Raw genomic sequence first — 22,208 nt, 5'->3', positions numbered from 1 at the left:
TATGTCTTTCGAATGTTTCCCATAAATGAAAAACCCCCTTCAAATAGATAGTAGGGGGCTTTCTTCCTACTGTCTACTTGAAGGGGATCATATCATAGACCCCTTGCGTTTAAATAGCAAGCCAAAAATCGGTCCCTCCGCTGGAATTACCCAGATCAGGTTAAACGGTCGATGGTAGAATTCCCATCCTCTCAGCCTGGTCCAACCAAGCTCCCGTGCATCTGAAGTTGTCACAGACAATGTAACGCACTTGGAAAAAAACCGCAAGCCTTATCGCCGCGGTTTTATTCGTGCATGTTCATCTGGTGCATGTCCATCCCTTGCATCTCATGCGAGGCCATGTTCCCACCGCAACCCGTAAACGTTGCAGAGACGACGACCAACAACGCTGCAAAAACCAAATTTCGAAGTTTCAACATAGTGTCCGAACACCTCCATACGCTATTATATCATGATGTCGAGGGTTTCCATGCGAGCAACGCCAAAAAATCTTGGGCCGCTCGTGGCAATTCCTTGTGCCGTGGGGTGATCACGTAGGTAAAAGCCCGTGGCAATCGCAAGTCTGGCGTCTCCACCTCCACCAACCGTCCAGCGCGCAGATCGTCCACGACCGCCATGCGCGGCAGAAACGACACGCCTAAACCCTCGATAATCAACTTTCGGGTGATGTGAATCTGGTTGACGGGCATCGGGCGGATCGGCGCCTGCGTATCATGCAATTGATGCAGAATCAGATCCCAGTAATCCGGGTGATTCATAGTCAGCAACGGATGGTCGACCAGCACCTCCCAATAATCGGTGTGCGTCGTATCGATCGTATTGGGCGCGACGAGGATCACATCGTCGTCGGTCAGCATGCGCGTCTCCGTATCTGGGTGTTGAGACGGTAGCAGTCCAAATCCAACGTGCGAGCGCCCCGCCGCGATCCCAGGCCCTACGGAGGGTGAGCGCGTGGTGTAGATGCGAATTTCAACATTGGGGTGCAAGGTGGTGAACTGCTTCCACAGCGGCGGCAGGATGTGTTCCGCACACAGTGGGGACAACAACAGATCGAGCCGGTCGTCATACCCCGCCTTCCAGCGCGCGAGGTCGGACAGCGCCTCATCATGCGCTTCGAGGATGCGTTGGGAATGCAGCAGAAATCGTTCGCCAGCCGCCGTCAGCCGGACTTTGCGGCCCGCGCGTTCAAACAGTTGATACCCCACCTGTTCCTCAAGTTGCCGGATGTGTACAGAAACGGTCGGTTGTGCGAGAAACAACCGCTCGGCCGTGCGGTGGAAATTCAATTCCTTCGCCATCATCTCAAAGGTGCGCAGCAGTTTGACATCCATTTCCGATCACCTCGTGTTATTTCTTGACCACCAAGGCCACGCTCAAGAGAATCAACAACAACCCGGCCGCGACTCCCCCTGTGACCGCTTCTCCAAGGAACAACACACCCCAGAGAATGCCAAAGATCGGAATCAAAAACGTGACCGTCAGCGTCCGAACCGGCCCGACTTGTTGAATCAATGCAAAATACAACATGTACCCAAACGCTGTACAAAAAATCGCCAGTGCCAACACCGAAACCACCACTTCGGTCGAGGGCATCGCGCTCGGGAGGGCAAAGGCAGAGACCGGCAGGAGCAAGAGAGCCGCCGCAAGTTGTTGCCCGATCGCCATGTCCATCGAACTCTCCCCTTTGAAGGTACGGGAGGAGAACACCCCTCCAATGCCATAGAACAACGCGGCGAGCAACGAGAACAGAATTGACACGACGAGTTGATCACCGTTGTGATTGGAGTCCCATCCCACCAAGACTGTAACGCCAAAGATGCCGACGACCAGGCCCAGGAACTTTTTCCACGTGAACGATTCCTTCATCCAGCCCCATGCCACCAACGCGGTGAAAAGCGGTGTCATCGCGTTTAAGATCGCCGCCAGCGATGCGGACAGATGCAGTTCCGCCGTTGCGATCAACAAAAAGGGAATCGCAGCGTTCAAGGCCCCGAGCAACAGGTAGTGTTTCCACTTGTGCAGGAGGCGGATCGGATGTTTTCGCAACAGGGCGATCACCAGCAACGCGATCCCTGCGATCAACACGCGCAATTCGATTAAAAAAATCGGCCCCAGAGCCGGAGCTCCGACTCGCATAAACAAAAACGACGCGCCCCACAACGCCGCGAGCAGACCTAACATGAGATAACTTTTCGGTTTCACAAAAACTCCTCCTCAAAATCCCCTCTACTACTAGTTATAGAGAAATTTTGTGTGTTCTGCTTTGCTGTTCTTGCGATTTCATCTCTTCACACTTTAGTATAAACGATCATGATTCGTAATCGAACCCCCCCGAAACATCTATTTCCCCTTTTGAAAATGTGTCGATATACTGAAGTTACATGAAAGGGGTTTGAACTTAATGGCAGATTACATAGTTTCCCTCGGACTGGAAAACGTAGTAGTGGCTGAGACCGATCTGAGCCTTGTGGACGGGCAGAACGGGCATCTCGTTTATCGCAATCATTGGGCGCGCGACCTCGCGATCCATCGTACCTTTGAAGAAGTCGCACATCTGTTGTGGTATGGCAACCTCCCGGATGCTGACGAATTGAAAGCGCTTGTACAGCGCCTCGCCGCACAACGTGAGCTCCCGGCGCACATCAAGCAATTGATCGACTCCATTCCGGCGGACGTTGACATGATGAGCGTGTTGCGCACCGCCGTATCGGCCGTACACGTCTCGGGAGAAGCCTTCCCGCCGACGATGGAGCAGATCATCGAACTGACGGCGAAATTGCCGACGATCATCGCGCACCGCTATGCTCGCCTCAATCATCAAGAACCGCTAGCTCCGCGCGCAGACCTCAACCATACCGCGAACTACCTGTACATGCTAAAAGGTGAAGTTCCGTCCAACGCACATGTGCGTTCGCTGGATGCCTACTTGATCCTGACGCAGGAGCACGGGTTGAACGCTTCGACGTTTGCGGCACGTGTCGTCGCTTCAACGCAATCAGACCTCGTGTCGTCGGTCACGGCAGCGATCGGTGCCTTGAAAGGCCCGCGTCATGGTGGGGCCCCGTCAGAAGTGACGGAGATGATCGAAGCGATCGGCACCAAGGAGAACGCAGAGCCGTGGATGCGCAAGCGTCTAGAGGGCGGCAACGTGCTGATGGGCTTCGGACACCGCGTCTACCGGACCCGCGATCCGCGTGCAACTGCCCTGAGCGTGGTGGCCGCCGAGTTGGCACAAGACGATCCGTGGTTTGATCTCGCCATTCACGTCGAGAACACCGGGTTGAAACTGTTGCAAGAATTCAAGCCAGGTCGTCAGTTGAACGTCAACGTCGAGTTCTACGCGGCGATCGTGATGCGTTCGATCGGGTTGCCTGATGAGCTGTTCACCCCGACATTTGCGGTGTCGCGTACCGTCGGCTGGTGTGCACACATCCTCGAAGCGGCGCAGATGCGCATTATCCGTCCGCAATCGAACTACACAGGCGTTATGCCGGATTAATAAATTATCAGAACCAGCAACAGCGAAAATCGCTTGCTGGTTCTTTTTTTAAGTGTTGAACCCCTCTTGACCCTTAATACGATTTGGCGCTACGATAGACTTATCCTAATGGAGAAGGGGAGTTACACAGAGATGACAGATTCCGAAAAGCTCGACCTCGTCATTCGTATCATGCTTGGCATGCAAGATGAAATGGGTGGCATGAAAAGTGATATCAGCAACATGAAAAGTGATATTGGTGGCATGAAAGGTGATATCACCAGCATGAAAAGTGACATCACCAACATGAAGGGTGACATCACCAACATGAAAGGTGACATCACCAACATGAAGGGTGACATCACCAACATGAAAGGTGACATCGGCAATTTGCAAAACCAGATGCAGGACATGAACTCACAACTCTCAGGCCTGCGCACCGAGATGCACACTGAATTCACCAACGTCCGCACTGAGATGCAGTCCTTCCACGACAAACTGGATACCAAGATCGATACCTTGAAAAAAGATCTCCAAGACGGACTCCTCCTCAACCGTCAAGCGATACTCGAGGTCGGGCACCAAGTCGCAGAACAACAGCACGCCTTGGGCACGTTGCGGCTAACCGTCGAAGCCAATTGCATCGACATTAAGATACAGAAAGAAATCAACAAGGAGTTTCGGAAGCGGTTCAGCGACTTGTACAAGCTATACCCACCACATACCGACTGACACCTACACACTCGCGCCAACCGCCCTCCGTTGCCCGTCGCTCATCGCCCATAAAAAAAGACCTGGCAACGATCGTTGCCAGGTCTTTTCGCTTCCCTATATGCAGACTAGGTACGTCTCCCTACACCTTGAACTTTCGAATCATCTCGCGCAATTGATTCGCCATCCCCGCTAGCGATACGGATGAGGCTGCAATCTCTTCAATCGAGGCCAACTGCTCCTCCGATGTCGCGGCCACAGTCTGTGCACTGTCTGCAGACTGCTGTGCAATCTGCATCATCTGCGCAACCTTCTCCGCGACCTGTTGCGTGTTCGCGGACATCTCCTGCGCGGAGGCTGAAACATCCTGAATCTGATCAGCAACCAGTCGGTCGGCATCGAGGATGCGCTTAAACGCATCGCCCGCTTCCGAAACCGCATGCGTGCCAGATTGCACTTCTTTGATCACACCGTCCATCGATTGCACCGCCTTGGTGGTCTCGTCTTGGATGGAGCGAATCAATTCGGAGATCTGCCCCGCCGAGATGCCGGATTGCTCCGCCAGCTTGCGCACTTCGTCCGCAACGACTGCGAACCCACGACCATGCTCCCCTGCACGCGATGCTTCGATCGCTGCGTTGAGCGCCAACAGATTGGTCTGTGCGGCAATCCCCGTGATCACCTGAACGATCTGGCCGATCTCAAGCGACCTCGTCTCCAGTTGCTTCACACCCGTCGCCGTCGTGTTGACAGAGCCGAGGATCGTGTCCATCTGACGCACGGCTTTTTGCACCGCGATATCCCCGACCTCTGCCTCACGCGCAGCTTCCAAGGACGTTTCCGCGACCGTCACCGCAGTCTCTGCGATCCGCTCGATGCCCGTCGACATCTCCTCCATCGCATTCGCAGCTTTGGAAGCACTTTGCACTTGTGACTCCGCGCCGATGGCAACTTGCTGGATGTTGCTCGTGATCTGCTCCGTCGCTTCAGCCGTGTTGTCGGTGGTCGCGGAGAGTTCCTGTGAGGAACTGGCCACTTGCTCTGCAGTCTCATTGACTTTGCTGAGCAAGCCTCGCAAGTTCAGTACCATTTCATTGACGGAGTTGCCGAGGATTCCGAACTCGTCCTTGCGACGGCTCGGCAACGAATCCACAGTCAGATCGCCATCTGCAACTCGCTTGGTGATCGCAGTGATCTGACGGAGCGGACGCACGTTGTACTCTGCAACCCCTGCTGCGACGGCGATCCCTACGATCAACCCGATGATCCCGAAGATCCAGACTTTCTTTTGAAAGTTGCTGGTGATCTCATCCGACACCGTGCTCGGAACACCGACGAACCACATGCCGATCGTCTCGCCCTTGGCATTCTTGATCGGCTCGTAGGCCGACCGGTTGGTTTTGCCAACCACGACGGCCTCCCCGATGTAGGTCTGACCGTTTTTCAACACTGCATCCGCAACTGTGTCACTGACTTTCGTGCCGACGGCGCGTGAACCGTCGTCTTTTTTCACCGTGGTGGCCACACGGGTATCCTTCATGAAGATCGTCACGTTGTCACCGGTCGCTTTGGCAATCTCGTCGACGATCGCGATGTTTTCAGTAATCGCTGTGTCACCTTTGTATAACTTATCGCCTTTGATCTGCCATTCGCCTTCGTATTTCGTTTCCAAGACAGTCCGGCCGAGCGCCAAGTCTGACTTCAACTTCTCCTGAGCAGCGCTTACAATATCATTTTGGATCGAATAGCCAGCAAACGTTCCCATCGAGGCCGTGCCTACGGTGATGACCATCGAAAACATCAAAATAATCTTTGTGCGTAATTTCATAAACTCACTCCTAAAAGGCGAATGGCATCTGCGAATCCTGCAAGATTTGTATAATCTATCACACATATTATGACATGGTTTAGTCAGGTTGTCATCGAGTCTTTACACAAATTTTGTTGGTAAATAATTATAAGTAGTGAAATGTTAATATCCTTTGCGTCCGAGCAGAAAAACCCTGAACGACATTGCGTTCAGGGGTGTCTGTACTCGCTGTGGTTTATTTCGTTTTTTCCTTAGCCCGCGGGAGAATTTTGTCCACGTTGACCTTGAACGAGGTGTCCCACGTCGCAGCATTCGCCGGGTCGTACTGCTCGAGGAAGTCGATCACTTCCTTGGTCACTTGGGTCGGCGTGGAGGCGCCGGATGTGACGGCGACTTTTTGTACACCAAGCAGCCAGTCCAGCTGCAATTCGGAGAGGTCGGAGATGCGATAGGACTTCGTTCCTGCGATCTCCTCCGAGACTTGCGCAAGTCGGTTGGAGTTGTTCGACGCCGGGTCCCCGACGACGATCGTCAAGTCGGCCTCCCCCGCTTGCTGTGCCACCGCTTCTTGGCGAATCTGGGTCGCGAGGCAGATTTCATTGTGAATCTCGACGTGCGGGTATTTCTTGAGCACTTCGTTCATGAGTTGCTTGGTGTCCCATTGGCTCATCGTGGTCTGGTTGGTGACGAGGATGCGCTCCGCTTGAACGTGCAGCGTTTCGACGTCCGCGACTTTTTCCACGAGGTGGACTTTGTCAGGGGCCACTCCGATCGCGCCTTCCGGTTCTGGATGGCCTTTTTTGCCGATGTAGACGATCTCGTAGCCCTTGGCGACTTTCTCACGGATCAAGTCGTGCGTTTTCGTGACGTCCGGGCAGGTCGCATCCACGGTGGTCAGCCCTTTGGCGATCGCCTTCTCCCGCACTTGTGGCGAGATGCCGTGCGCGGTGAAAATCACGGTGCCTTGCTCGATCTGATCGAGGAGCGAGAGACGGTCGGAACCGTCGAGCGTGATGATGCCTTGCTTGTCAAAAGCGTCGACGACGTGCGAATTGTGCACGATCTTGCCGAGTATATAGATCGGACGCGGCAGGTCGAGATCCTTGGCCGCCTGTTGGGCGAGAACCATCGCATCTACCACGCCATAGCAGTAGCCACGGGGGGAGATCTTAATCACTTCCATGCAGGGTACCTCCTCTGTCGTTCTCACCTGTAGTATAGCATAGCATTGACAAATCGTGGGGTGTCGCGGATAATCGAGACAGCGTCTGTTTTTGCCAATTACTCGGCATACCGTGCTGACTTTTTACAAGCTGTGGGTGGTGTAGCCGCCCGCAGCTTTTTTTATTGCGTAGAGAGGAGTGACTGCATGCGCAAGGACCTGCTAGCTTATCGTGACCTGTTGCGAAACCGCAACTTCGGCTTCTATGTATTCAGCTATTATCTCGCGTCGATCGGCGGCGCGATGACGTTGTTTGCGATCTGGTCGCAGGCGGCGCGGATGACCGACAACAACCCGATGGCGATCGGCTTGTCAGGAATTCTCGACACGCTTCCCTCGATCCTCCTCGCACCGTGGGCGGGATTGCTTGCGGATCGCTACAACAAGCGGAATCTGATGATCTTCTCCCGCGTGATGCAGGGCGTTTCCGTCGCGCTGCTGCTGTTTGCAACCGAGCTCTGGCAACTCTATGTGTTGGCGGCGTTGCACTCGACTTTCGTGGCCTTTGAAGTCCCGCCACACCGGGCGTTAATGCCACAGTTGGTGCGCGAGGATCAGTATGTGACGATGAACGCCTTTATGGTCACCGTGAATTCGCTGACCCAGTTCTTCCGTCCTGCACTCGCCGGGCTGGTCGTCTCGACATTTGGCTACAAGGCTGGATTTTCTGTCAATGTTGCCGCACAACTACTTTCGGCAGGTGCGTTGTTGTTCGTCGTGCTCCAAGCCATCGACCGAACGCAGGATGAAGTCGGGGCACAGGAAAAAACGAGCATGTGGGCGGAGGTTCGTGCCGGGCTGTCCTATATCCGCACACAGCCAGTTTTGATGTATCTGTTCCTGTTCTCCGTGGTCATGACGTTCTGCTTTTCCACACAGGGGCCGTTGACGCAGGTTTTCGTCGGGGACTTCCTCGCCGATACGCCCGACCAAGTCAGCGCCCGCGTCGGGCTGTTGTTCTCCGCGATCGGCATCGGCGGAGTTCTGGGGGCACTGGTCACGCCGAGATTGATCTCCCGCGTTCCGATCTTTTTACTCCTGTTGGTCTCGCTCTGTTTCGATGGGGTGGTCGTCATCCTGTTCTCCCAGTGTGATACGCTGCTGGTCGCGATGGCGTGCTATGCGTTTTTTGGAATCATCGGGTCGGTCTCGATGATCGTGCAGGACACGTTGATCCAGAGCATCGTGCCAGAAAACCTGCGCGGACGCGTCTACGGAGCGTTCGGTCCGATCACCGGCCCCTTTTCCCTGCTGTCGGTCGCCTGTGGGACTTCACTCGCGACGGTGATCGGGGTGCGCGGAGTGTTCCTGCTCTGTGGCGTGTTGGAGATCCTCGCCGTGATCATCTGCCGCGTGATGCCGTCCTACAGCAGTGTGCGCGCCTCGCTGGCGGAGAAAAAAATCGGCAATCTCGCCAAGTAACTACATTCCGTATGACGCGAAAAAAACCGGGGTTGACCGCCCGGTTTTTCTCATACACTTTTTGTACTACTAGGTCGAACATAGGGAGGCGACATCGAGTGTACGTGCCGGAGATAACCGAAGGCGAAGCGCGGGGCCGACTGCGCCGTCTGTACCATACGATCAAAGCGCAAATGCGCGTCCCACTGGTCGGCGAACCCCTGCGCGTGTTAGCCCAGTACCCGAACTTTCTGCATCTGGTGTGGGAGGCGAGCCGTTCGAATTTGTTGTCGGTGCACCTTGAGCGCATGACGCTGGAACTGGCCTCGTTCAAACTGCCCACACACACGCCCCCGCTGCCCACCTATGTTCTGCCTCGCGATCGCCGGGGTGCGCTCGCCCTCCTGCCCGTATTCCGCTATTAGACGGCCAAACTGCTGCTGTTGCTCACCCTTGGCATGAAGCGTTGTCGGAGCGCCCGATCTATGGGCAAGGCATCGAGGATGCCTTTTGGCCGCCGGGCGTCCTGCCGCACTTCCCTCGTCACATCCCCCTGTTCCGCTTTGAAGACACCCCGAAAGCAGTGCGCCGCGATCTCGTACAGATCGTGGACGCGCATGGATTGTTTGCCCCGCCAGATCTCTACCGAGCGCTGGCCTACTACCCGACATTTCTCAGCGGCGCTTGGGATCGCCTGCATCCCTGCGCAGAGTCTCCTCTATATGACGAAGCGTCTCGAAACTTGCTCCGACACGCCCAACAACTCGCCCATGCCTTGCCCCATGCACTCCCGCTCTCCGTGCAACGCCTCCTCTTGCAAGTCAGCGAGCGCGAAGTCGCGGCGGGTTTGGGGATCATCGCGGCGTATCGACAGGTGTTGCCTCGCGTGATGCTCGATGTGGAAGCGATGTCCCGGCTGTTCACTGGTGGTGGAGACTAAGTCGTTTTTTTCACCGCGAGCGTCACCCACTCGTCACCTTGCAGGCGAGATGTGACCTGCCAACGCCGTTCGAGGTAGGCGTCGACGACTTGCTGTTCGATCCACTCCACGATGCCAGAGAGCAGCAACGTACCGTCTGGTTTGAGAATTCGCAGGCAGAGTTCCGCGAGATCGATCGCTTCCTGTCCTCCGATGTTGACGGCGACGAGGTCGAAGTGGTGCTGAGTCTGTGCAAACTCGGCAAAAACGTCCGCGATGCGCACGTCAATTCCCTCCACGCCGTTCAGCTCCATCAAGTATTGAATCGCACTCTCCGCCGATGGGTTCAGGTCGACGGCGAGGACAACGCCAGCGCCCTTCATCCGCGCAAACACACTGAGGATGCCGGAACCCGCCCCGAGGTCAGCAAACGCATCTCCTGTGTGCAAGAGCCCATCCAACAATTCTAGGCAGTGGCGTGTGGTCGGATGCTCTCCGGTGCCAAACGCTGCGGCAGGCTCGATGAGGATCGTGCGTTCATCGGGACGTCGCTCCACATCCCACGGCGGACGGATCACGAGATCTGGCTTGACCTCGATCGCGGTGAATTGGTACACCGGGTCCTCTGTGACCGCTTGCGGTATCGTGGCCTCGACGGTGTGTGCGAGGTCGCCCATCCACGAGGCCAGTTCGGTACACAGGGAACTCAGCAGGTCCACGGTCAGTTCTTCCGTGGACTCTTCATATGCGCGGATCGTAACCTGCTCGACTTCAGCTTCTTGGAACCCGTAGCCGTCCGGGGTGACAAAGGTCTCGATCGGCGCCTCTTCCCAGACGTATTCGATGCCCCGACCTTGCAAGCGGGCGATCGCCTCCTCCGTGCGAGCGGCGTCGACCTGCATCGCATATTCGACATAGCGAGGTTCCAACTGATCGGTGTTGTCGTTCATGATGTAGACTCCTTCTGCAAAGCGTCGCGATTGCGTTCGTGCTGGCGACGCGTGTTGTTTTTGGATGGATCATACACGTACTGGATGCTAGGAAAACGTCTCCAGCATCACCTCTTTTCGAGTATACAACAAATATGTTGGAGGTCAGTAACGAATTGACGGTCACATTTCCTAATATTTTCCGTATACTCTAAGCATCTCAGCAAATCATTTAATAAGGAGGCGTTATGAATGGCAAAGGCGAACAACAAAGTAACCCGCATCGAGTTTCTCGAGGAACTGAACAAAATCGGTCTCTCCCCGACCGTTGATGGCAACCAGGCTGACACGATCACCCGTGCGGAAGCTGCGGTCATCCTCGCCGACGCGCTCCCTCCACTAAACACGGGCATCGCGGGTGGCAGACCCGCACCGTATCACGACCTGAATACCCTAAACCCGGTTCAACAAGCGGCGGTCTCCACGCTGTACAGCCTCGGCATCATGGTTGGAGACGACCAGCAACTGTTCCACGGCGAGCAGAAACTGACCCACGAAGAGCTCGATCTCATCGTGGAGCGCACGCGAGCGCGTCTGCAATCCGCTCCGTCCTTCCCGAGTGGTCCGATCAGCAAACCAACACCGGCACCGTCTTATGAAGTGAGCACGGATCTCTCCGCACTCCCGCCGGATGTGCAGGATCGTGCGATCGCCGTGCAAGGCACCTCAGGGGCGATCACGACCGACAGCGGCGATTCTACCTACCTGATCCTCTCGGCGGGTGAGCGCTACACAGGAGGCTACGTGATCACCGTGGAGAACGTCACCGAGACGGACAGCCGAATTGAGGTCACCGTGGGTCTGCAAACCCCGGCACCGGGTGGATTTGCCCTACAAGCCATCACCTACCCACAGACCGTCCTGCGCTTCCCGCAGACCGTGAAACCAATTGTGGTGTTGAATACGGAGGCTCTGACTTCCTGATTGGAACGTTGAAAAAAGAACCGCGCTCGCCTCGTGCGAGCGCGGTTCTTTTTTTGGCATACTCTAGCCTTCCACATCCTCCGAACCTCCGCAACGTTACAGGCGATGAGGTCGCTTACTCCGCTTCATACCCGGTCGCGCGCGATTCGACGAGCACGCGAAGCAAGTCGTCATGTACGAGGCCATTTGTCGCTGCGATGTGTCGAACGCCGAGGTGGTACTCGACACCACGCGTATCGGTGACGCGGCCCCCCGCCTCTTGGATCAGCAAACTCCCGGCGGAGAGGTCCCACGCGTTCAAGTCCATCTCCCAAAATCCAGTCAGACGTCCCGCCGCCACATACGCCAGATGCAACGCCGCCGTTCCCAATGCACGGAAGTTGCGAACCGTCGGGGCCAGCGCCTGCATCCCGCGCATGTTGATCGCCCGCGCGCCCTTGGTATCCACGGGAAACCCCGTCGCCAGCACCGATTCCTGCAACGTTGCCTCCTTCGATACGCTGAGGCGTTCCCCATTCAAAAAAGCACCCTCGCCACGCCGCGCCGTGAACATCTCGTCTCGAAATGGGTCGTAGATCACGCCGACGAGCAGTTCCCCGCGCTGGGCCACACCAATTGAGACCACCGAGTTCGGGAAGCCGTGGATAAAATTCGTCGTCCCGTCGATCGGGTCGATGATCCAGAGAACCTCCGCGTCCCGGCTCTCCTCCACCGCCTGCGCAGAGGCTGCCGACCCTGGGGCGACACCCTCTTCACCAAGGATGTGGTGCGTCGGAGCTTGTTCCGCGAGGCGACGGCGAATCAACTCCTCGCACGCTTTGTCAACCTCGGTAACGAGGTCGTAGTCATTCGATTTGACAATCGTCTGGGCCGCTCGGCCGCACTTCTGTCGAATCAGCGCTCCCGCTTCACGCGCGGCGAGGATTGCTTGTTCCTCAATCTGCAGTGAGTTCATAGGTCTCGCTCCTCATTTTCCATTTGCTTCTCAGTGTACTACAATAGAAGGTGGAAAAGCTTCGGTACATAGGAAATGGAGGAACACATCGTGAAGAACCGCATTTGGATGACCGCACTCCTGAGCACCGCGCTGGTAGCTACGCTGCTCACCGGGTGCAGCCGTGCCGATTCCCCGACCCAAGACAGCACGGGCGGCACCACCACCGCTCCGAAATCGACCGATTCGGGCACCAAGCAAGACACGAACACCACCGACACCACGAGCAAAAACAACAAATACTCCAAAGCTCCGGAGATGAAAATCGACAAAGCCAAGGACTATACCGCCGTGATGGACACCAACAAAGGGACGGTCAAGATCCACCTATTCGCTGACAAAGCTCCGCTGACTGTCAACAATTTCGTGTTTCTCGCTCGCGATCACTTCTATGATGGCATCAAGTTCCACCGCATCGTGAAGACCTTCATGATCCAAACCGGCGACCCGCTCGGCGTCGGCACGGGTGGCCCTGGCTACAAATTCAATGACGAACTTCCGCCCTCCAAAGAGTATGGCCCTGGCATCGTCGCGATGGCGAATGCAGGTCCGAATACCAACGGAAGTCAGTTCTTCATCGGCAGTGGCGAGGATGTGAAATCGCTGAACCGCTCGCCAAACTACACCGTGTTCGGTGAAGTGACGGAAGGTATGGATGTCGTCACGGCGATTGCCAACACACCTGTCGCTGTTTCTGGTTCGGGCGAAATGTCCAAGCCCAAGGAAGACATCGTGATCAAATCTGTAGAAATCGTCGAGAAATAGGAAAAAAGAGACCTTGCCGTCTATCGATGGCAAGGTCTCTTTTTGTTCGACAGTTGTGCAAGCGGCTGTCGATTTCCCGGGAAATTGTCGAGTCTGCGCGCGGGTTTGTCAGTTTGGCACCGGATTTCGAGCGCGTGGCATAGGCTGTGGTGACGAGAGTGCGGGGAGGGCGAATGCATGGCAAAAAAGCGAAAAAATGGCGTGGCCGATGGCCCGCTATTTCGGCTAGAGGGATTGGACACCATTCCCCCCACGATTGCCGGAGTCCCGTTGCGCCCGAAGTTGACGAAGCGCGGGAAAAAGCGGAAGCGATCGCCAAAATTGGAGCAGACCGTGCGGGAGAATCAAACCCCAGGGTTTCCGTTTTGGCCGGGATTTCCCGGGTTTCCCGAGTCGGTGCGTGAGGTGATGGTCGAGTATTGGAAGCAGTTCCCGACCGATTTGGTGCCCAATACGTGGGTGTATTCCAGAAATCCGCCAGGGTTCGGGACGACAAGTGATGCGTTGCGCTATCAGTCACCGACGGTTTCAGGGCAGGTGTTGTTTGACGACACGTTTTATTCCACCCTGCCTGCTCCCCCGCTCGGTTCTGCTGATCCGACGTACCCGCTTTGGGTGAAGTCGGTGGAAGCTGCCCAGAACCGTCTCCAAGCCTGCCCCATCGGCAAGGAAAGCAAGCGCTGCGACATCGCGCGGGAAGCCTACTACGAAGCCTCCCGCCAATACGCCACCGCGCTTGATAAATACTGGGGGTTGCAGCGTTTCCAAGATGAGGACAAAGGCAAGGGCAAGGGCAAGGACAAGAAGAAAAGCAAGAAGCAAGCCTAGCTGCCCGCAAAAAAAGAGTGTGCCCACGACGGGGCACACTCTTTTGCTCCTACAAGACGCTGATCCGCCAGCGTGAGCAAGAGGATCGTAATCACTGCGAGTCCAGTCAGGATGCTGACCGTCGGGAGCAACCAGCTTTTTCCCGCGTAAGGCCAGTAGATATACGTCTGGAAGGCAGCGGTGTCAGCACAGACAATGGCAACAACCAGCGCCGCCAGCCTGTGCGTTGCAGATCGTTCCACAGTGTGACCAAACACCAGAGATCTTGGCCGTTCAGGAGCCAGGGGCGGGCGGTGAAATCCAGTTGACCGATGCACTGGAGGTGCTCAATCTCGCCAGCCGACTCCATGCCTATGTCGACAACCCCCTTACACAGACTTCGTTGGTAGCAAAAACCCTCGCTCTGCTCAGGCAGCGAGGGTTTTTGTCTGTTATTCAATCTTGTATCCAACATCTGTTTCCTTTTGCTGATCTTTCGGACTTGCCGTCCCTGCTGTACCACCGGGCGCTTCGAGCGGCAGCCCTTCTTTTTTAAAATGCGGCTTCAGTTCCTTCGTGACCTTGCTCTCCAGCTTTTTGTCGGCCTGTGCGGGTGTGACGTATTCCTTGATATCTTCGGAGCGCGCTTTGATCGCGCCGCTGGTACCGACCTGGAAGATCGCCGAGTTAGACATCGAGTTGATGCGCAGCGATCCGATCGAAATCGTCTGCGTAACGCGCATCTGCTCACCTCCTATCCCCTAGACTCCAGTCAAGATGTTATCGTCGATCAGATCGTTGTCATTGGTATTCGTCGAACTGACGACGTTATAGGTCTGCGGGAAGTCGCCTGTGTTGAATGACCCGGAACCAGAGTAGGTTTTGGCAGTCGTCTTCGGTGCGATCACGCCGCAATCCCCGATGTGCAGAACGCCCCCCGACGAGATGTTGATCACCTTCAACGTTCCCAATATAGCTGGCACGACGACCTCACCACCCTTCTCCCGATCACGTTCTTACTGACATCCTATGCAGGACGCATACCTATGGGTGAAAGCCTGCACCCCTTTCCCGCTTTCACCATAGCCTATTTTAGGCTGACCTGTGAGGAGGAGGTTCCACCTTGATCAGACGCAACGAGTCGCGGCAACTGTTTATCCATTCCTGCAAGATCCTCTCCTGTAGCAACTCCAGTGTCATCCAAGTCGGAGATGTGTTCGGCTGTGTCGATCCCTTCTCCTACGAGGAGGCCTATGGCGGCTACCGTGGAGCTCCAAGCTTTGTGACCAAAGAAACGGCAGAACCGATTAACACGCGGCTGCACTATGCCAACCAGACAGATGAAGACACAACCGACTATAATTTCTTGGGAGAGGGTCAAGAATCGATCATCCCCAACATTCGAGGTGTAAAAGCGCGATGAAAGTCAAACTACATGTTGAGAACCTTGGCGATGTGAAGATCGGTGACATCAAGATCAACTCCATCTCCTCCTCCAGCATCGTGATCTTTGGCGATGCGGAGTGTTTTACGCCCAACAACGTCTCGATCACACGCGGGATGACCACACCGATCTCCGTGGCACAAACCGGCCCAGGCGGACCAGTTGGCGCGATCCGCTGAGCAGGCGCACCTGAGGTTGTCCTCCGACATATGCTAGAAGCGTATCCCAATCTCTCAGGAAGGAGGGATCGCCCATGCCTTCCATCATCGGAGGACCTTTTAAGATCGTCAATGTCTCTGGAGGAGATGTCGTGTTCGGAGATGTCGGATTCATCGCACCCAAGTCGGCGAGCAAAAGCTACTCCGGCTCCGGCGGCGGCCTGACTGGCGACTTCGGGGTCTCGATCTCAGGTGTCAGCAGCACCAACACCGTCGATGTCGACGGAATCGACACCAACACCGTCTCAGGCGTGTAGCCCCACTCTGTACACAGAAAAGGACCCTTTCTCTACCAGAGAGGGTCCTTTTCTCGCAAAAAAAAGACCTTTCTCTGATAGAAAGGTCTTTTTCTGGAATGGCCGTTCGCTTTACGCGAGGACTTTTTTCAGTTCTTCAGTCAGGAGCGGAACGATGTCGAACAGGTCACCGACGATTCCGTAGTCTGCCACTTTGAAGATCGGAGCTTCCGGGTCTTTGTTGATCGCGACGATGACTTTGGAGTTGGACATCCCAGCCAGATGCTGGATCGCGCCGGAGATGCCCGCTGCGATGTACAGGTCCGGGGTTACCACTTTGCCCGTTTGACCGATTTGCAGCGCGTAGTCACAGTAGTCTGCGTCACATGCGCCACGGGATGCACCGACAGCTGCACCCAGTACGTCCGCCAGTTCTTGGAGCGGTTTGAAGCCGTCAGCCGATTTCACGCCACGACCGCCGGAGACGATGATTTTCGCCTCGGACAGGTCGACGCCGCCGGTCGACTTTTTCACAACTTCCTTGATGAAGGTGCGCAGGGAATCAGCTGGGAGATCAACGGAAACGTTGACCACTTCTGCCGACTTGCCCGCTTCCGGCTCGGATTTCTCCAAGTTGTTCGGACGCACGGTTGCGAGGACGAGCTCGCCTGCTACCACGTTCTTGGTGAAGGCTTTGCCTGCGTAGATCGGGCGGGTGAAGGTCAGGTTGCCGCCTTCAACAGCCACGCCGATGATGTCAGAGACTGCACCTGCGCCAAATCGTGCTGCTACTTTCGGTGCGAGGTCACGGCCGATTGCGGAATGTGCGAGGAACACGACGTTCGCTTTCGATTCGTTGATAACCGTCTCCAGCGCTTTTGCATAGGCATCCGGAACGTAGTTTTCCAGCGCCGCGTTTTCCACGACGAAGACTTTCTCAGCGCCGTATTGAGCCAACGCATCAGCATGTGCAGCTGCACCGCTACCTGCGAGGATTGCTGCATAGACAGAGCCGCCTTCCGCGATCTGTTTCGCTGCGGACAGGGCTTCAAAAGTTACATTGCGGAGACCGCCGTTGCGGAGGTCAGCCAGTACGAGAACGTTTCTGCTCATGGGTTCTGCTCCTCTCTGTATGTCAGGGTCAAGTCCGATTACAGGACTTTTGCTTCGTTTTGCAACAGGTTGACCAGCTCTTGTACACGGCCTGCGTTGTCGCCATCGAGGATGCGACCCGCAGCTTTGGCTGCCGGCAGGAAGGTTTCCTGTACGGTAGCTTTCGCGCCGATGGAAGCGCCATCAACGCCGAGATCACCAGCAGCCGGCGTATCGAGCGGCTTTTTGTTCGCTTTGCGAATCCCGATCAGAGACGGGTAACGTGGATCGTTCAGACCTTGTTGGCAGGTGACGAGCACCGGCAGTTTCGCGCCGACCACTTCGAGGTCACCCTCTGCGTCGCGGTGTGCCACAACATCGGTCCCGGAGATCTCAAGCTTGGTGATCGTGGAGATGTGCGCGATGTTCAGCAGTTCCGCGAGGCGGACAGCTGTCTGACCAGAACCGGAGTCAACCGCTTGGTTGCCGGTGAGGATGATGTCGAATTCCTTGCCTTTGAAGTAGGACGCGAGCACGTTGGAGACGGTGAACTCATCGCCAAACAGCGATTCGTCCGAGATGTGTACCGCATCGTCAGCGCCCATCGCCAGCGCGGTGCGCAGTGCTTCTTGGGCACGGTCTGGGCCGATCGTGACGACGGTGACTTGGCCGCCAAATTCATCGCGAAGCTTGATCGCTTCTTCGACTGCGTACTCATCATACGGGTTCAGAACAAAACGCACGCCGTCTTCCTTGACAGCGCCGTTCTCAACGACAATTTTCTCTTCGGTATCAAACGTTTGTTTGAGAGCTACGAAAATATTCATGGTAGAAACTCCTTTCAGAGTGAGGTTCGTTACTTTTGCGACGAGTGTCCGGCGAGACCGCCGATCATCACATCACAGACTTGGGGAATCAACGAGAGCAGATCGTATTTGGCACCTGTTAACACCCAGGCGGTGATCGTCTCATCCATTGTACCAAAGATCATCCGGCGCGTAATGCGCAGATCGAGCCGCTCCGTAAAAATCTGGGCCGCGATCCCTTTGGCGATCACACTGTCGATGATCGTGTAGTACGGCTTGATGATCTCGCCGATCTGCTTGCGCATCTCCGCATTCGACTGGCGCAGATGCACCTGCGTGAACATCGCGACATCAGGATTGGTGCCCAGCGTTTCAAAATAGACGGTGACCAAACGCTTCAGACTCGCGATCGGATCGTCCATGCCCTGCAGTTCTTCGTCGAGGCGATCTACAATCGTGCCGATCGTCTCACGGAGAATCGAGATCAGGATGTCTTCCTTATTTTTGAAATAGAGATAAACGGTACCGTCCGCGACCCCAGCTTCCCGCGCGATCTTGGAGATCGGGGCGTTGTGGTAACCAGCTTGACCGATCACCTTGACGGCGGCGTTCAGGATCGCTTCATACTTTTCATTGTTTTTTTTCTGTGCGATCATTCTCACCTCAATGAATGAGTGTCCATTCATTCCATGACTCTATTTTAGAACAGTCAGTACAAATCGTCAACCGTCCGTTTGGTCAGTTGGCGAAGAAAAAAAAAGAGGCGACCTGCTTATGCAAGTCGCCTCTGGTATACGCACTATGTATCCCGCCTGTGCCGTCGAGCCGAGTGTTTTAAGAACCTACGAAGGTAGGTGGGTGACCCGTCATGGCCTCTGCCGCCCCATCATCCTCGAAAGGAGGTGGGTCTGCCATCAAACCACAAGTTCTGTCTCCCTGGTAAATCTCAAGGTTCAAAACACGTAGGACCCTAACGAACACTGCAGGAATCAAGTTCATCTGCTGGTGTATCTGTTGCTTAGTATGGTCTAAGTTGAGTTGCTGTATACGTTGCCGTGTTGATGTCTCTTATACTACTGCAACGGTCAGCAATGCTCAACTGCACAGTCTCAACAAGCGACCTCGCAAACAAGAGCAATTCGTATCTGCGAGGTCATTTGTCCATGAATCTCTACTGTTATGTTTTCCGGGCTGACTTGCCTATTCCGCCGGTATATGTTCGGTTGACAAGAGCTTGAGGAAGTTCGGCGGGATGAAATCAATCGAGTTCAAATAACTGCACACGTACAGCATCAGGTAGGCCAGTGAATCTTCTTTGCGTTCCAAGATCGTCAAGCTGCTGTCCTCTAGCGGGAAGTAGCGCGCCTCCTGTGTCGTCGGATCAGTGTAGAGCACGACGCCTACTCCGAGCACGAACACCGCGCTCACCCGTTCGGTCAGCGGGACATCTCGCTGCTGTTCGACGAGCAGGTTGTGAATCTCCGACAGCGACAGTTCGCTGGCGGCACAGACGAGCACGCCCATCGTATACGGATGATCACTTACGAGGGCAAGTCCTCTGGTGTTGCTCTTGGGTGTCAACTTCGGCAAGGCACGAACCTGTTGCAGGTGGTGCGCTTCCTCGATCAGGATGCGCTCCGTCAAGCAATCGATCGTCTGTATGACAGCTCCGGTCGTCTCGGCTGGAATCAGCGGGACCACGCCACTGCGCATCTTCGGTGTGTGCAAACGGTTGAAGAGGATCAGATCGCTGCAGCGCTCGTTGTGCGAGCCGTCCACCGCATACACGTAGCCGCTGGTCACGGCATAGCGGCGTTGGATCGTCTGCTCAAAGTAATGCGTCAATAGTTGCCCCAGCGTCCCTTGCCCGGACAACAAGCGTCGTTCCTCACGGCGCACGCCCTTAAAATAAGCTTCCCAAACCACAACTCCACTCTCCCTCATCTACTTCTCTCCTTTAGTATGGCAGACTGGTAGAGGATTCGACAAGGAAAAATGTTGCATGATGGCTGAGAATCATCAGCAGAACGAGCACAGATTCGTTAAAAGAAAGTCGATGGGGTAGCTCGGTGCCGTACAAACCTCTACATAATGTTTGATACTGTCATCTGCGGCGCTGATCAGAGTGCGTTCGAACTGCCCCTCTTTCCGAGTTGTTGCGGACGTTGGTCTCACTTGCCGCCCTTGCGGTCCAGCCATTTTTCGATGAGCACTTCATGGCTCAGAGCCATCGGAGTCTGTTCCAGCATCGGCGAGAGAAAGCTTTTCAGCAGCAGTTTGCGTGCCTGTGCTTCCTTCAACCCGCGTGCCATGAGGTAGAACAACTGCTCTTGTGACAACGCCCCGACGGAAACCGCGTGGTCGCTGGACTCCCCCTCCTCGTTGCCGATCTGCATCGGGATCGGATGGACTTGCGCTGTGGCGGACAGCAGGATCGCCTGCTCCTCCTGCGTCGAGTGGGCGCCGACTGCTCCCTTTTCACACGGTGCAACCGCTCGGCAGGTCACGCGGGCCTGCTCGGTGAGCACCGTTCGCGTGCGCAACCGAGATCCTGTGTGCCGCCCAAGATGTTCAGCGTGCAGGCTGAGATCGAGCTGTAGATTTCCCGCACCAAGCACCAACCCGTCGAGCCGCGCTTCCGATCGATCGCCCTCCAGCGCGGCGACCACGTCGACCTGCCCGACCCCACTGCCCCGTTCGTGTACCAACACATGGACTTTCGCATCTCGTGCAAGCTTCGAACGGATCAGAGCCGTCCGCGTCATCTGGGCATCATGCTCCTGCAAAAAAGCCAGCCGCACCTGCGCGCCTGGCTGTGCGAACACCTCTCCGACGAACACGGAGAATCCCGGCTCGGTGAGTTTCGACACTTCTCCAGCAATCACCGTCACTTCGCTGCCCGCTTCTGCAACGATCAGCAGGCGCGGGTGCATCTGCCCGCCCCCGATTGTGCGTTGCCACCAAGCTTGGAGCGGGAGGCGAGCCTTGACGTTTTTCGGCACGTAGACAAATACCCCGGTGTTCCAAATCGCCCCGGAGAGAGCTACCCACTTGTCACGTTCCACCCGAACCGCCTGCCCCAAGTAGGGTTTGACGAGGCTAGGAAACACGCGCACCGCCAGCGACAGATCGGCAAAAATCACTCCGTTCTCCGCTACTTCCGCGTCGAGGAAATGGGTCGTTTTGACCTCATTGGCATAGACGAGGCGCGAGACCTCGGCTTTTTTGCGACCCTTCTCCCCCTGCTGGAACGGAGTCATGATCTCCCAACGCTCTGGGCAGGCACGATCAGGGTCTTGCGGCAAAAAGGGTCCTGCTGTGCGTTTGCGCAGATCGAGGCCGTCGCTCTCAGGCAGGCGCTCATACGCTTCCAATGCTACTGTGCGCAGCTCTCGCAACCAGCTCGGCTCCTGCCGTTGCGTGGTCAAGCTCTGCACCAGTTGCTTGCCCACCGCATCTGTCGTCATGTAGAACTCCCCTCTCGTGGCGGGTCGTCGATCCAGTCATAGCCGTTTTGCTCAACTTGCAAGGCCAACTGTTTGCCACCCGTGCGCACGATGCGCCCCCCGCGCAAGACGTGGACGTGTGTGGGGGCGATCGATTCGAGCAGGCGTGTGCCTTGTGTGATCGCGACGATGCCCTGCTCAGGCGTGCGCATCTCTTGCACCGCCTTGGCGACAATTTTCAGCGTGTCGATGTCCTGACCTGCGTCGATCTCATCGAGGATGGCGATGCGCGGCTTGAGCAGGGCCATCTGCAGGATTTCGTTGCGCACCTTCTCCCCGCCAGAGAAGCCTTCGTTCAGGTAGCGTTCGGCAAAGGTCGGGTCGATGCCGAGTTCCTTGATCTTGGTCATCAAGTGGCGGTGGAATTGCAGGACCGGGAGCCCGTTGCCATCTCCGCGTTTCGCATTCACAGCGAGCCGCATGAAGTTGGCATTGGAGACTCCGGCCATCTCGGCCGGGTCTTGCGTGGCGAGAAACAGACCGGCGCGCGCCCGCTCATCCACGGTCATTTTGAGCAAATTTTTGCCGTCGAGCAAGGCTTTGCCCGAGGTCACCACGTAGCGCGGATGGCCCATCAAAGCTTGGGCAAACGCACTTTTCCCCGCCCCATTGGGTCCCATGACAGCATGGACCTCGCCGCCTTGGATCGCCACGCTCAGCCCTTGCACGATCGGTGTGCCAGCCACGGATACATGCAGGTCGCAGATCTGCAACAGCGGTTGTGCCATAGGAAAACCTCCCGTCAGATTCCGTCGCTACAGCATATGACAGAAAAAAGCCTGATGCGCAACTGATATGATCCCCTTCAAGTAGACAGTAGGAAGAAAGCCCCCTACTATCTATTTGAAGGGGGTTTTTCATTTATGGGAAACATTCGAAAGACATA

At 55.9% G+C, this 22,208-nt stretch carries 27 protein-coding genes, 1 other RNA gene and 1 riboswitch; of the genes, 11 read left to right on the top strand and 17 right to left on the bottom strand.

The genetic code is table 11. The annotated features are described in order from the left end of the window. Positions 1–115 precede the first annotated feature (115 nt). Positions 116–227, bottom strand: a riboswitch (TPP riboswitch). A gap of 57 nt (positions 228–284) precedes the next feature. The 3 genes from C7459_RS24060 to C7459_RS21575 are packed head-to-tail and all read right to left on the bottom strand — an operon-like array spanning position 285 to position 2,202. Next, positions 285–419 (bottom strand): hypothetical protein, encoded by a 135-nt coding sequence (locus tag C7459_RS24060; RefSeq protein ID WP_281272798.1) that lies wholly within the window; start codon positions 417–419, stop codon positions 285–287. Between the two features lie 30 nt (positions 420–449). After that, positions 450–1,331 carry a LysR family transcriptional regulator gene (locus C7459_RS21580; protein ID WP_109691344.1) on the bottom strand — a complete coding sequence of 294 codons (882 nt, stop codon included), beginning with the start codon at positions 1,329–1,331 and terminating at the stop codon, positions 450–452. A 16-nt stretch (positions 1,332–1,347) separates the two neighbouring features. Further along, complete coding sequence (locus C7459_RS21575) at positions 1,348–2,202, bottom strand: DMT family transporter (protein ID WP_109691343.1); 855 nt, start codon at positions 2,200–2,202, stop codon at positions 1,348–1,350. A 199-nt stretch (positions 2,203–2,401) separates the two neighbouring features. Here C7459_RS21575 and C7459_RS21570 point away from each other — a divergent pair, with 199 nt between their 5' ends. Together C7459_RS21570 and C7459_RS21565 are read left to right on the top strand one after the other, a co-directional pair. Next, entirely contained in the window at positions 2,402–3,499 is a 1,098-nt protein-coding gene (locus tag C7459_RS21570) for a citrate synthase/methylcitrate synthase (protein ID WP_109691342.1), read from the top strand. A gap of 132 nt (positions 3,500–3,631) precedes the next feature. Beyond that, positions 3,632–4,210: a hypothetical protein gene (locus C7459_RS21565; protein ID WP_109691341.1), complete on the top strand. Its 579-nt coding sequence runs from the start codon at positions 3,632–3,634 to the stop codon at positions 4,208–4,210. Between the two features lie 121 nt (positions 4,211–4,331). Here the strand turns inward: C7459_RS21565 and C7459_RS21560 are convergent, their stop codons facing one another. After that, complete coding sequence (locus tag C7459_RS21560; RefSeq protein WP_170119606.1) at positions 4,332–6,017, bottom strand: methyl-accepting chemotaxis protein; 1,686 nt, start codon at positions 6,015–6,017, stop codon at positions 4,332–4,334. Between the two features lie 217 nt (positions 6,018–6,234). Then, a complete protein-coding gene (locus tag C7459_RS21555; RefSeq protein ID WP_109691339.1) occupies positions 6,235–7,182 on the bottom strand; it encodes a 4-hydroxy-3-methylbut-2-enyl diphosphate reductase in 948 nt (315 codons plus the stop codon). Positions 7,183–7,368: 186 nt separating this feature from the next. Between C7459_RS21555 and C7459_RS21550 the strand changes: the two genes are divergently transcribed. The 3 genes from C7459_RS21550 (at position 7,369) to C7459_RS21540 (ending at position 9,562) form a co-directional block, all read left to right on the top strand. Next, complete coding sequence (locus tag C7459_RS21550) at positions 7,369–8,643, top strand: MFS transporter (RefSeq protein WP_109691338.1); 1,275 nt, start codon at positions 7,369–7,371, stop codon at positions 8,641–8,643. A gap of 98 nt (positions 8,644–8,741) precedes the next feature. Continuing rightward, complete coding sequence (locus tag C7459_RS21545) at positions 8,742–9,047, top strand: hypothetical protein (RefSeq protein ID WP_109691337.1); 306 nt, start codon at positions 8,742–8,744, stop codon at positions 9,045–9,047. A gap of 41 nt (positions 9,048–9,088) precedes the next feature. Continuing rightward, positions 9,089–9,562, top strand: a complete 474-nt coding sequence (locus C7459_RS21540; protein ID WP_170119605.1) for a halocarboxylic acid dehydrogenase DehI family protein — start codon at positions 9,089–9,091, stop codon at positions 9,560–9,562. Here the strand turns inward: C7459_RS21540 and C7459_RS21535 are convergent. After that, complete coding sequence (locus C7459_RS21535) at positions 9,559–10,491, bottom strand: 50S ribosomal protein L11 methyltransferase (protein ID WP_109691335.1); 933 nt, start codon at positions 10,489–10,491, stop codon at positions 9,559–9,561. The genes C7459_RS21540 and C7459_RS21535 overlap by 4 nt on opposite strands. 231 nt (positions 10,492–10,722) lie before the next feature. Here C7459_RS21535 and C7459_RS21530 point away from each other — a divergent pair, with 231 nt between their 5' ends. Next, on the top strand, positions 10,723–11,454 hold the full coding sequence (locus C7459_RS21530) for a protease complex subunit PrcB family protein (protein WP_109691334.1): 732 nt from the start codon (positions 10,723–10,725) through the stop codon (positions 11,452–11,454). 115 nt (positions 11,455–11,569) lie between these two features. On the opposite strand, the gene C7459_RS21525 is transcribed toward C7459_RS21530, so the two are convergent. Beyond that, complete coding sequence (locus C7459_RS21525) at positions 11,570–12,409, bottom strand: inositol monophosphatase family protein (protein ID WP_109691333.1); 840 nt, start codon at positions 12,407–12,409, stop codon at positions 11,570–11,572. Between the two features lie 108 nt (positions 12,410–12,517). Here C7459_RS21525 and C7459_RS21520 point away from each other — a divergent pair, with 108 nt between their 5' ends. Beyond that, positions 12,518–13,213: a peptidylprolyl isomerase gene (locus tag C7459_RS21520; protein ID WP_109691345.1), complete on the top strand. Its 696-nt coding sequence runs from the start codon at positions 12,518–12,520 to the stop codon at positions 13,211–13,213. A 177-nt stretch (positions 13,214–13,390) separates the two neighbouring features. Next, the gene (locus C7459_RS21515) at positions 13,391–14,041 is read left to right on the top strand and encodes a hypothetical protein (RefSeq protein WP_109691332.1); all 651 of its coding nucleotides are present in this window, start codon (positions 13,391–13,393) and stop codon (positions 14,039–14,041) included. Here the strand turns inward: C7459_RS21515 and C7459_RS21510 are convergent. From C7459_RS21510 to C7459_RS21495, 3 genes are all read right to left on the bottom strand, one after another. Further along, on the bottom strand, positions 14,038–14,283 hold the full coding sequence (locus C7459_RS21510) for a hypothetical protein (protein ID WP_109691331.1): 246 nt from the start codon (positions 14,281–14,283) through the stop codon (positions 14,038–14,040). The two genes, C7459_RS21515 and C7459_RS21510, sit on opposite strands and share 4 nt — an antisense overlap. Before the next feature lie 189 nt (positions 14,284–14,472). Then, positions 14,473–14,763, bottom strand: coding sequence for a spore germination protein GerPB (locus C7459_RS21500; protein WP_109691329.1), 291 nt, complete (start codon positions 14,761–14,763; stop codon positions 14,473–14,475). An 18-nt stretch (positions 14,764–14,781) separates the two neighbouring features. Next, positions 14,782–15,003: a spore germination protein gene (locus tag C7459_RS21495; protein ID WP_109691328.1), complete on the bottom strand. Its 222-nt coding sequence runs from the start codon at positions 15,001–15,003 to the stop codon at positions 14,782–14,784. A 140-nt stretch (positions 15,004–15,143) separates the two neighbouring features. On the opposite strand from C7459_RS21495, the gene C7459_RS21490 reads away from it, so the two are divergent. The 3 genes from C7459_RS21490 to C7459_RS21480 all read left to right on the top strand — a co-directional run bounded on the left by C7459_RS21490 (position 15,144) and on the right by C7459_RS21480 (position 15,939). Further along, positions 15,144–15,443, top strand: coding sequence for a hypothetical protein (locus C7459_RS21490; RefSeq protein WP_109691327.1), 300 nt, complete (start codon positions 15,144–15,146; stop codon positions 15,441–15,443). After that, positions 15,440–15,643 carry a hypothetical protein gene (locus tag C7459_RS21485; protein ID WP_109691326.1) on the top strand — a complete coding sequence of 68 codons (204 nt, stop codon included), beginning with the start codon at positions 15,440–15,442 and terminating at the stop codon, positions 15,641–15,643. The genes C7459_RS21490 and C7459_RS21485 overlap by 4 nt, the downstream gene beginning before the upstream one ends. Positions 15,644–15,717: 74 nt before the next feature. Then, positions 15,718–15,939: a spore germination protein gene (locus C7459_RS21480; protein WP_109691325.1), complete on the top strand. Its 222-nt coding sequence runs from the start codon at positions 15,718–15,720 to the stop codon at positions 15,937–15,939. 111 nt (positions 15,940–16,050) lie between these two features. Here C7459_RS21480 and C7459_RS21475 read toward each other — a convergent pair whose 3' ends face one another. The 7 genes from C7459_RS21475 to sufC form a co-directional block, all read right to left on the bottom strand. Further along, positions 16,051–17,031 (bottom strand): electron transfer flavoprotein subunit alpha/FixB family protein, encoded by a 981-nt coding sequence (locus tag C7459_RS21475; RefSeq protein ID WP_109691324.1) that lies wholly within the window; start codon positions 17,029–17,031, stop codon positions 16,051–16,053. A 38-nt stretch (positions 17,032–17,069) separates the two neighbouring features. Next, positions 17,070–17,837, bottom strand: coding sequence for an electron transfer flavoprotein subunit beta/FixA family protein (locus C7459_RS21470; RefSeq protein ID WP_109691323.1), 768 nt, complete (start codon positions 17,835–17,837; stop codon positions 17,070–17,072). 29 nt (positions 17,838–17,866) lie between these two features. Then, positions 17,867–18,472: a fatty acid metabolism transcriptional regulator FadR gene (locus C7459_RS21465; RefSeq protein ID WP_109691322.1), complete on the bottom strand. Its 606-nt coding sequence runs from the start codon at positions 18,470–18,472 to the stop codon at positions 17,867–17,869. A 145-nt stretch (positions 18,473–18,617) separates the two neighbouring features. Next, a non-coding RNA gene (ssrS, locus tag C7459_RS21460) (6S RNA) lies at positions 18,618–18,808 on the bottom strand. A 208-nt stretch (positions 18,809–19,016) separates the two neighbouring features. Then, complete coding sequence (locus tag C7459_RS21455) at positions 19,017–19,760, bottom strand: DUF6602 domain-containing protein (RefSeq protein WP_146201068.1); 744 nt, start codon at positions 19,758–19,760, stop codon at positions 19,017–19,019. A 227-nt stretch (positions 19,761–19,987) separates the two neighbouring features. Further along, positions 19,988–21,283 (bottom strand): SufB/SufD family protein, encoded by a 1,296-nt coding sequence (locus tag C7459_RS21450; protein WP_109691320.1) that lies wholly within the window; start codon positions 21,281–21,283, stop codon positions 19,988–19,990. Further along, complete coding sequence (gene sufC / locus C7459_RS21445) at positions 21,280–22,050, bottom strand: Fe-S cluster assembly ATPase SufC (RefSeq protein ID WP_109691319.1); 771 nt, start codon at positions 22,048–22,050, stop codon at positions 21,280–21,282. Before sufC ends, C7459_RS21450 begins: the two co-directional genes overlap by 4 nt. Positions 22,051–22,208: the final 158 nt, after the last annotated feature.

The sequence above is a fragment of the Tumebacillus permanentifrigoris genome (assembly GCF_003148565.1).
In the GTDB taxonomy this organism is placed as follows: domain Bacteria; phylum Bacillota; class Bacilli; order Tumebacillales; family Tumebacillaceae; genus Tumebacillus; species Tumebacillus permanentifrigoris.
The sequence above is the reverse complement of the archived record's forward strand: the minus strand, read 5'-3'. Positions and strand labels throughout refer to the sequence as shown.